Here is an 8,157-nt window from a genome sequence, read left to right as displayed (position 1 = left end):
GGGTCGATGGGCTGGTTGTCCACGCGGAATTCGTAGTGCAGGTGCGGGCCGGTGGCCCAGCCGGTCGCGCCCACGTAACCGAGCAGCTGGCCCTGGGAAATCTTGGAGCCCTTGGTGATGCCTTCGGCGATGCGGCTCTGGTGGGCGTACAGCGTCGAGTACTTGCCGTGGTGCTTGACGATGACCACGTTGCCGTAGCCGTTCTGCCAGCCCGAGAACTCCACCGTGCCGTCGGCCGTGGAGTGGATCGGCGTGCCCGAGGGCGCGGCGTAGTCCACGCCCTTGTGTCCCGTCCAGGTCTTGTGGATGGGGTGCATGCGCATGCCGAAGGTCGAGCTGATGCGGCTGAACTTCAGGGCGGTGCGCAGGAACGCGCCGCGCAGGCTGGTGCCTTCGAAATCGTAGTAGGAGCCGGTCTTGCCATCGGGGCTGAACCAGACGGCGCTGTGGGTCTTCTCGCCGTTGATGAACTCCAGCGCCAGCACGCGTCCGGCGCCGGCGTAGCGGCCGTCGTGCGAGCGCACTTCGTAGACCACGCGGAACTGGTCGCCCTGGCGCAGGTCGCGCAGGAAGTCGATCTTGGCGCTGAGGATGTCGGCCATCTGCAGCGTGACGGAATCGGGGATGCCGGCAGCATCGGTGGCGCCGAACAGCGAGGAGCGGATCGTGCCGACCGCGACGCGGGTCTGGCGATCGGTGCTCTCGGTGATTTCCTCGGCCTTGTAGCTGTTGCCGGCCGGAGCCACGTGCAGCATGCGGGTGACGACCTGGCCGTCGGTCTCGTTGCCGGGCGTGTGGATGTAGCGCAGCCAGATCAGGTTGCCGTCTTCATCGGTCGCCGCCTGGACCGAGCGGCCCGGATAGAGCTTGTAGATGCTGCGGGCGCTGGCGTCGTGGGTGAGGAAGGTTTGCAGCTCCGGCGCGTCCAGCTCCAGGCGCTGCAGCACCGCGGCCAGCGTGTCGCCCGCGCGGATGCGGGTTTCGCTGATGTACGGCGCGGCGCTCGGGGTGCTGACCTCGACCTGTTCGGCGGTCAGGGGCAGGACGCTCTGGATGATGCGGGCGGAGGGGATGTCGGAGCGATCGGGATGCTGCACCATGCCCAGCGCGGCAGCGCCGGCGAACAGGCCGATCGCGGTGACCAGCAGAGTGCGGCTGACAATCCCGGAGCGCGGCTTGGGCTCGACAGGCGAGGGCGACGCTGCGGTTTTGCGCTTGAAGCGGTTCGCAATGTCGTGGAGGCCACGATTCATCGTGAAGAAACCCTCTCAGGTAGCTGGGACTCGCAGGGTGCGTGACACGAACGGCCCCCGCGCGCCACGTTATCCGGGGCAAGGGCTGGCGCGGGGCGCAACTTGTGAACAGCAGGTGACAGACCGGACGACAACTGCGTATATATGACAGTTGCGTATGATTAGGGCGGTATCCTAGCTGATTCAGCTAGAATTTTCGATAGTTTTCGTCACTTTTTACACCTTTTTATCGGCCGAAGCCGTCTTGGTCCCCCCGGAAATGTCCTCCTCAGAAGCCCCCATCGCAGAAGCCCCCATCACTCCCGAAGTCGAAGCCGACCTGCGCATCGCCAAGCGCGGCTGCGACGAACTGCTGGTCGAATCGGAATTCGCCCGCAAGCTGGCCCGCAGCCGCGCCACCGGCGTGCCGCTGCGGATCAAGCTGGGGCTGGATCCGACCGCGCCGGACATCCACCTGGGCCACACGGTGGTGCTGAACAAGATGCGCCAGCTGCAGGACCTGGGCCACACGGTCATCTTCCTGATCGGCGACTTCACCTCGACCATCGGCGATCCCAGCGGCCGCAACAGCACCCGTCCGCCGCTGACCCGCGAGCAGATCGAGGCCAACGCCAAGACCTACTACGCGCAGGCCAGCCTGGTGCTGGATCCGGCCAAGACCGAGATCCGTTACAACTCCGAGTGGTGTGACCCGCTGGGCGCGCGCGGCATGATCCAGCTGGCCTCGCGTTACACGGTGGCGCGCATGATGGAGCGCGAGGACTTCACCAAGCGCTTCAAGGGCGGCGTGCCCATCTCGGTGCATGAATTCCTGTATCCGCTGATGCAGGGCTATGACTCGGTGGCGCTGAAGTCCGATCTGGAGCTGGGGGGCACCGATCAGAAGTTCAACCTGCTGGTCGGACGCGAGCTGCAGAAGGAATATGGCCAGGAACCGCAGTGCATCCTGACCATGCCGCTGCTGGTGGGGACGGATGGCGTTGAAAAGATGTCCAAGTCCAAGGGCAACTACATCGGCATTTCCGAGTCGCCGGATTCGATGTTCGGCAAGCTCATGTCGATCTCCGACACGCTGATGTGGCGCTACTTCGAGCTGCTGTCGTTCCGCTCGCTGGAAGACATCGCCGCGCTCAAGGCAGAGACCGAGGCCGGCCGCAATCCGCGCGACGCCAAGGTCCTGCTGGCCCAGGAAATCATCACCCGCTTCCATTCGGCCCGCGCGGCCGAAGAGGCGCTGGCTTCCTTCGAGGCGCGTTTCCGCGACGGCGCCATCCCGGACGACATGCCCGAAGTGAACGTCGCCGGAGCGCCGGTGGGCATCCTGAAGCTGCTGCGCGAGGCCGGCCTGGTGGCGTCGGGCTCCGAGGCCCAGCGCAACGTGGAGCAGGGCGGCGTGCGGGTGGACGGCGACCGCGTCGAGGACAAATCGTTGCAATTGCCCGCCGGCACTTACGTGGTGCAGGTAGGCAAGCGCAAATTCGCCCGTGTTACCGTGAAGTCGTGATTTTGCGAAGATCGCTTGATCCGGTGGCTGCGGAGATTTGATACGCTGGGAGTCAGGGCCGAGGACCCGGGCGTCCCTTGCGGCACATTGAGGAGCACGACATGAAGCTATTGAGTTTGTCCTTTTCCGATACCGAGTCGATTCCCGAGCGCTACGCCTTCGGCAGGATCGACGCGCAATCGCACGTCGCGCTGGCCGATAACTTCAATCCGCAGTTCTCCTGGGACGACGCGCCGGCCGGCACGCAGTCCTTCGCGCTGATCTGCCACGACCCGGACGTGCCGTCAGTTCCTGACGACGTCAACCAGGAGGGCCGCGAAGTGCCCGCCAGCCTGCCGCGCGTGGATTTCTTCCACTGGGTGCTGGTGGACCTGGCGGCTGACCTGCGCGAAATCGACGAGGGCGCCTTTTCCAATGGCATCACGCCGCGCGGCAAGGGCGGCCCGCTGGCGCCGCTGGGCGCGCGCCAGGGCGTCAATTCCTACACGTCCTGGTTCGCCAGCGACCACGACATGAGCGGCGATTATTTCGGCTATGACGGCCCGTGCCCGCCCTGGAACGACGCGCTGGTCCACCGCTACGTGTTCACGCTGTATGCGCTGGACGTGGCCACGCTGGGCCTGCAAGGGCCCTTCACGGGCGAGGATGCGCTGCGCGCGATCCAGAAGCATGTGCTGGCCCAGGCTTCGCTGACCGGCACCTACACGCTCAACCCGGTACTGGCGCCCAAGCAGATCGGGGCCACCTCGGCCTCCTGACGCCCCGCGCGGGCCGATCACGCCCTGTCGTCGGATCCGTCCGGCGGCAGGGCGTTTTCAATTGGGCGCTCCATTGCGGCCGCGGCTGCTGGTCTGGCCAAGGCCCAGGCCGGCAGCCCATCCGCGCGCATCAGCCCGCCGCGCGTTTCAAGCGCAGCAACGCCACGCCGAAGCCCACGAAGATCGAGCCCACCAGCCGGTTGAGCCAGGTCACGATGCGCGGCTGGCGCAGCAGCCGCCGCGCGCGATGGGCCAGCGCGCCATAGGCCAGCAGCGAGACCAGCGACATGCCCATGAAGATGCCCGTCAGGATGAAGAACTGCGGCAGCAGCGGCTCGCTCGCGGCCAGGAATTGCGGGAACAGCGCGGTGAAGAACAGGATGGGCTTGGGGTTCATCGTCGCCACCAGCGCCGCTTCAAGGTACAGGCGGCTGGCGCGGCGCGGCGCCAGTTGCGCGGCCTGTTCGGGCGGCGGTGCGATATTCGAGCGGCCAAGCAGATGGCGCAGACCGATGTAGAGCAGATAGGCCGCGCCCGCGACTTTCACCAGCGTGAACAGCAGCGCCGACGATTGCAGCACCACGCCCAGCCCCAGCATGGCGGCGGCGGACAGCAGGAACAGGCCCGTCACGTTCCCCAGCGTCGACGGCAGCACGGCGCGCACGCCGCCCGCCGCGCCATTGCGGATGGCGAGCATGGTGGCGGGGCCGGGGCTGACCACGCTGACGGCGGCTACCAGCGAGTAGGTGAGGAGGGTGGCGGTTTGCATGAAAGTTGCTCAAGGCGGCTTGAAGCCGGTTTCAGGGGGCGGACCGGCGCGCGTGGTTTTCGCGCCCGTGCATGGCATTTTGCGCCGATTGCTGGAAGATGGGGGGCAATTCCGCGTGCCCGACGCGGTAAACTAAGCGCCATTCTCCGGGTTTACCCCGGCCAGCCTTTCCCCGGTTTTTTCTCTTCTACTGCCTCAGGAACCCTCCGTCATGTTTGACCGCAACCTCACCCTGTCCAAGGCTGACCCGGATGTCTGGGCCGCCGTCCAGAAGGAAGACGTGCGCCAGGAACAGCACATCGAACTGATCGCGTCCGAGAACTACGCCAGCCCGGCCGTCATGGAAGCCCAGGGCACGCAGCTCACGAACAAGTACGCCGAAGGCTATCCCGGCAAGCGCTACTACGGCGGTTGCGAATACGTGGACGTGGTCGAGCAACTGGCCATCGATCGCCTGAAGCAGATCTTCGGCGCCGAAGCCGCCAACGTGCAGCCCAACTCGGGCTCGCAGGCCAACCAGGGCGTGTACATGGCCGTGCTCAAGCCGGGCGACACCGTGCTGGGCATGAGCCTGGCCGAAGGCGGCCACCTGACGCACGGCGCGTCGGTCAACGCCTCGGGCAAGCTGTACAACTTCATCTCGTACGGCCTGGACGAAAACGAAGTCCTGAACTACGACCAGGTCGAAAAGCTGGCCAAGGAACACAAGCCCAAGCTGATCGTGGCCGGCGCCTCGGCCTACGCGCTGCACATCGATTTCGAGCGCATGGGCCGCATCGCCCGTGAAAACGGCGCGCTGTTCATGGTCGACATCGCCCACTACGCGGGCCTGGTCGCCGGCGGCGCCTACCCCAACCCGGTTCCGCATGCCGACTTCGTCACCTCGACCACGCACAAGTCGCTGCGCGGTCCGCGCGGCGGCGTCATCATGATGAAGGCCGAGCACGAGAAGATCATCAACTCGGCGATCTTCCCCGGCATCCAGGGCGGCCCGCTGATGCACGTCATCGCCGGCAAGGCCGTGGCCTTCAAGGAAGCGCTGGCTCCGGAATTCAAGGACTACGCGCAGCAAGTGGTCAAGAACGCCAAGGTGCTGGCCGACACGCTGGTCAAGCGCGGCCTGCGCATCGTTTCCGGCCGCACCGAAAGCCACGTCATGCTGGTCGACCTGCGCGCCAAGGGTATCACCGGCAAGGAAGCCGAAGCCGTGCTGGGCCAGGCCCACATCACGGTCAACAAGAACGCCATCCCGAACGATCCGGAAAAGCCCTTCGTGACCAGCGGCATCCGCCTGGGCACGCCGGCCATGACGACCCGCGGCTTCACCGAAGCCGAGGCCGAACTGACCGCCAACCTGATCGCCGACGTGCTGGACAACCCGCGCGACGAGGCCAACATCGCCGCCGTGCGTGCCAAGGTCAACGCACTGACCTCGCGCCTGCCGGTCTACGGCCGCAAGTAAGCGCCTGCGCTGTCCGCCCGGGAAACCGGGCGGCGGGGCTGAAAAGGGACGGTTCCGCAAGGGCCGTCCCTTTGTTTTTGGCCGGACTCGCGGTTACTGGCAAAAATATCGGGGACGAATTCAGCCCTCTTGACGATTTCCACCGGACGGATCGTTACAATATGCTTAATTCTTGCCATCCGGCCTTCAGGGATCACACATGCGGTGTCCATTTTGCGGCAACCCCGAAACGCAGGTCGTCGACAGCCGCGTCTCGGAAGAAGGCGACGCCATCCGGCGTCGCCGCCGTTGCCTGTCCTGCGACAAACGCTTCACCACCTATGAACGGGTGGAGCTGGCGCTGCCCTCGGTCGTCAAGCGCAATGGCAGCCGCAGCGACTACGATCCGGCCAAGCTGCGCGCCAGCCTGAGCCTGGCGCTGCGCAAGCGCCCCGTCAGCACCGGCGACGTGGACGCCGCCGTCTCCCGCATCGAAGAACAGTTGCGGGCCAGCGGCCAGCGCGAAGTGCCCACCGAGCACATCGGCGAACTGGTCATGAACGAGCTGCGCAAGCTCGACAAGGTGGCCTACGTGCGCTTCGCGTCGGTCTACAAGAGTTTCGAGGACATCGGCGAATTCGTCGAAGCCATCCGCGAGATGCAGGGGCCCTTGCTGCCCGGCAAGCTGCGCAAGGACTGACCGGATCCGCCTGTTGTCGTCACGCCGCCGCTCGGGCGCGGTGGCAAGGGCGGCGCGCAAGGCCGACGGCCGGCTTCAGGCCCCCAGCTGCTGCCGCGCCATGCCAGGCGTCCGCGGCTCGAAGCGCCGCCACACGCGCCGCATGTGCTGGGCCGAGCCAAACCCTGCTTTTTCCGCCACGCGCTCCAGGTCCAGCCGGGTTTCGCGCAACAGGTCGCGCGCCAGCGCGACGCGTATCTGATAGAGATAGTCCATCGGCGTGCAGCCCGCGTGCAGGCGGAACAGCCGGGTCAGGTGGCGCGCGCTGGTATGGGCTTCCTGCGCCAGCGACTGCGCCGACCAGGGCGCCGCCGGGTTGCGTACCACCGCATCCTGCACCTTGTGGACGCCGGGGTGCAGATGGCTGCGGTGTTCCAGCCAGGGCGACAGGGCCGAATCCGTGCCGGCGCGGCGCTGGTAGACCAGCATTTCACGGGCAACCTCGCAGGCGATGCGCGGGCCGCAGTGGCGCGACACCATGTGCAGCGCGAGATCGATGCCCGCCGTGATGCCCGCGCTGCTGACCAGCGCGCCGTCCTCGACGAAGATGCGGTTGTCGAGGATCCGCGCGCTGGGATCCAGTGCCGCCAGCTGCGCCAGGCTGCCGTGGTGGGTGGTGCATTCGCGCCCGTGCGTGAGACCGGCGGCGGCGGCGAACAGCGCGCCGGCGCAGACCGTCATCAGCGTGAAGCCATCGGTCGGTTGGCGCGCGGCCAGCCAGTCGATGATGGCGCGCGCCTGCGCATCGTCCAGCCGCGTCGGCGTGCCCACCACGCCGGAAACGATGACCAGCGCGTTGGCGGGCAGCCTGGCCGGCAGCGGCTTGATGCGCGCCAGGTGCAGCCCCGCCAGGCCGCATTCCAGCTCCGCCTCGGGTCCGCAGAAATGCAGCGCGAACGTGCCGGGGCACAGCCTTTCGGCCACCCGGAACGCTTCCGCCGGACCGGCCAGATCCAGCAGCACCAGGCCGCGCGTCAGCACGAAGTACACCGGGATCATGGCGTGCGCTCGCGCATTTCAGCGGGACGGCACGCTAAGCCGCCAGCACGTCGGCGGCACGCAGGATCCGCGCGAAGCGGCCTTGCAGCACCAGCTCGGTGCGGTCGCGGATCTCGGCGGGCGTGTATTGCCGGCCGGATGGGCTCTGCATGGCGAAGGTCAGGGTGGCGTCGGTGGGGAAGATCACCTTGAAGCCCGCGTCGCTGGCATGGCGCGATGTGGTCTCGCAGCACTGCTCGGTGCGGATGCCGCTGACGATGATCTCGCCGATATCATGATCCCGCAGCCAGTCATGCAGCGTCGCGCCGTCCTGGCCTTTGGCGTAGAGCGAGGAGTGCACGGTCTTGTGGAACACGGCGGTGGGGGAGATCTTCAGCTCTTTCAGCGTCTTGACGTGCCCGGACGCCAGCGAGAAGGGATTGGCCGGATCGTCCGACACGCTGGTGTGGAAAACCTGTAGCACCGGCACGCCCTGGGCCGTTGCGGCGTCGATCAGGCGCTGGATCTGCGCCACGAACGCGGGGTACTCGGTTTCGTCCCAAAACGGACGTTGCCGAAAGGAATCCTGGACATCGATGACGATCAGCGCTTGCTTCATGGTCTGGGCTCCAAAACATGGATTTTAAAAGGACACGCAGCCATTTTCATCCTCGCGGAGCGGCCAGGCGAGCGCGCCGGCAGACCAGCATCGGCC

At 66.5% G+C, this 8,157-nt stretch carries 8 protein-coding genes; 4 read left to right on the top strand and 4 right to left on the bottom strand.

The window, feature by feature from the left end; all coding sequences use genetic code 11:
• A partial coding sequence (locus tag KDH83_RS27890; RefSeq protein WP_212321692.1) for a M23 family metallopeptidase occupies positions 1 to 1,253 on the bottom strand: 1,253 nt, incomplete at its 3' end.
• Positions 1,254 to 1,512: 259 nt separating this feature from the next.
• Here KDH83_RS27890 and tyrS point away from each other — a divergent pair.
• Positions 1,513 to 2,757 (top strand): tyrosine--tRNA ligase, encoded by a 1,245-nt coding sequence (gene tyrS, locus KDH83_RS27885; RefSeq protein WP_212321690.1) that lies wholly within the window; start codon positions 1,513 to 1,515, stop codon positions 2,755 to 2,757.
• 101 nt (positions 2,758 to 2,858) lie between these two features.
• The gene (locus KDH83_RS27880; RefSeq protein WP_212321688.1) at positions 2,859 to 3,515 is read left to right on the top strand and encodes a YbhB/YbcL family Raf kinase inhibitor-like protein; all 657 of its coding nucleotides are present in this window, start codon (positions 2,859 to 2,861) and stop codon (positions 3,513 to 3,515) included.
• Positions 3,516 to 3,645: 130 nt separating this feature from the next.
• Here the strand turns inward: KDH83_RS27880 and KDH83_RS27875 are convergent, their stop codons facing one another.
• Positions 3,646 to 4,284, bottom strand: coding sequence for a LysE family translocator (locus KDH83_RS27875; protein WP_212321686.1), 639 nt, complete (start codon positions 4,282 to 4,284; stop codon positions 3,646 to 3,648).
• Positions 4,285 to 4,495: 211 nt separating this feature from the next.
• On the opposite strand from KDH83_RS27875, the gene glyA reads away from it, so the two are divergent.
• Both glyA and nrdR read left to right on the top strand, forming a co-directional pair.
• Positions 4,496 to 5,746: a serine hydroxymethyltransferase gene (gene glyA, locus KDH83_RS27870; RefSeq protein ID WP_103272381.1), complete on the top strand. Its 1,251-nt coding sequence runs from the start codon at positions 4,496 to 4,498 to the stop codon at positions 5,744 to 5,746.
• Between the two features lie 199 nt (positions 5,747 to 5,945).
• Positions 5,946 to 6,425 (top strand): transcriptional regulator NrdR, encoded by a 480-nt coding sequence (gene nrdR, locus KDH83_RS27865; protein WP_103272382.1) that lies wholly within the window; start codon positions 5,946 to 5,948, stop codon positions 6,423 to 6,425.
• A gap of 75 nt (positions 6,426 to 6,500) precedes the next feature.
• On the opposite strand, the gene KDH83_RS27860 is transcribed toward nrdR, so the two are convergent.
• Both KDH83_RS27860 and KDH83_RS27855 read right to left on the bottom strand, forming a co-directional pair.
• A complete protein-coding gene (locus tag KDH83_RS27860; RefSeq protein WP_212321678.1) occupies positions 6,501 to 7,463 on the bottom strand; it encodes a helix-turn-helix domain-containing protein in 963 nt (320 codons plus the stop codon).
• A 34-nt stretch (positions 7,464 to 7,497) separates the two neighbouring features.
• A complete protein-coding gene (locus KDH83_RS27855; protein ID WP_212321676.1) occupies positions 7,498 to 8,061 on the bottom strand; it encodes an isochorismatase family protein in 564 nt (187 codons plus the stop codon).
• Positions 8,062 to 8,157 lie beyond the last annotated feature (96 nt).

Source organism: Achromobacter sp. Marseille-Q0513, assembly GCF_018195695.1.
Lineage (GTDB): Bacteria > Pseudomonadota > Gammaproteobacteria > Burkholderiales > Burkholderiaceae_B > Achromobacter.
This window is presented reverse-complemented; position numbering and strand designations above follow the sequence as displayed.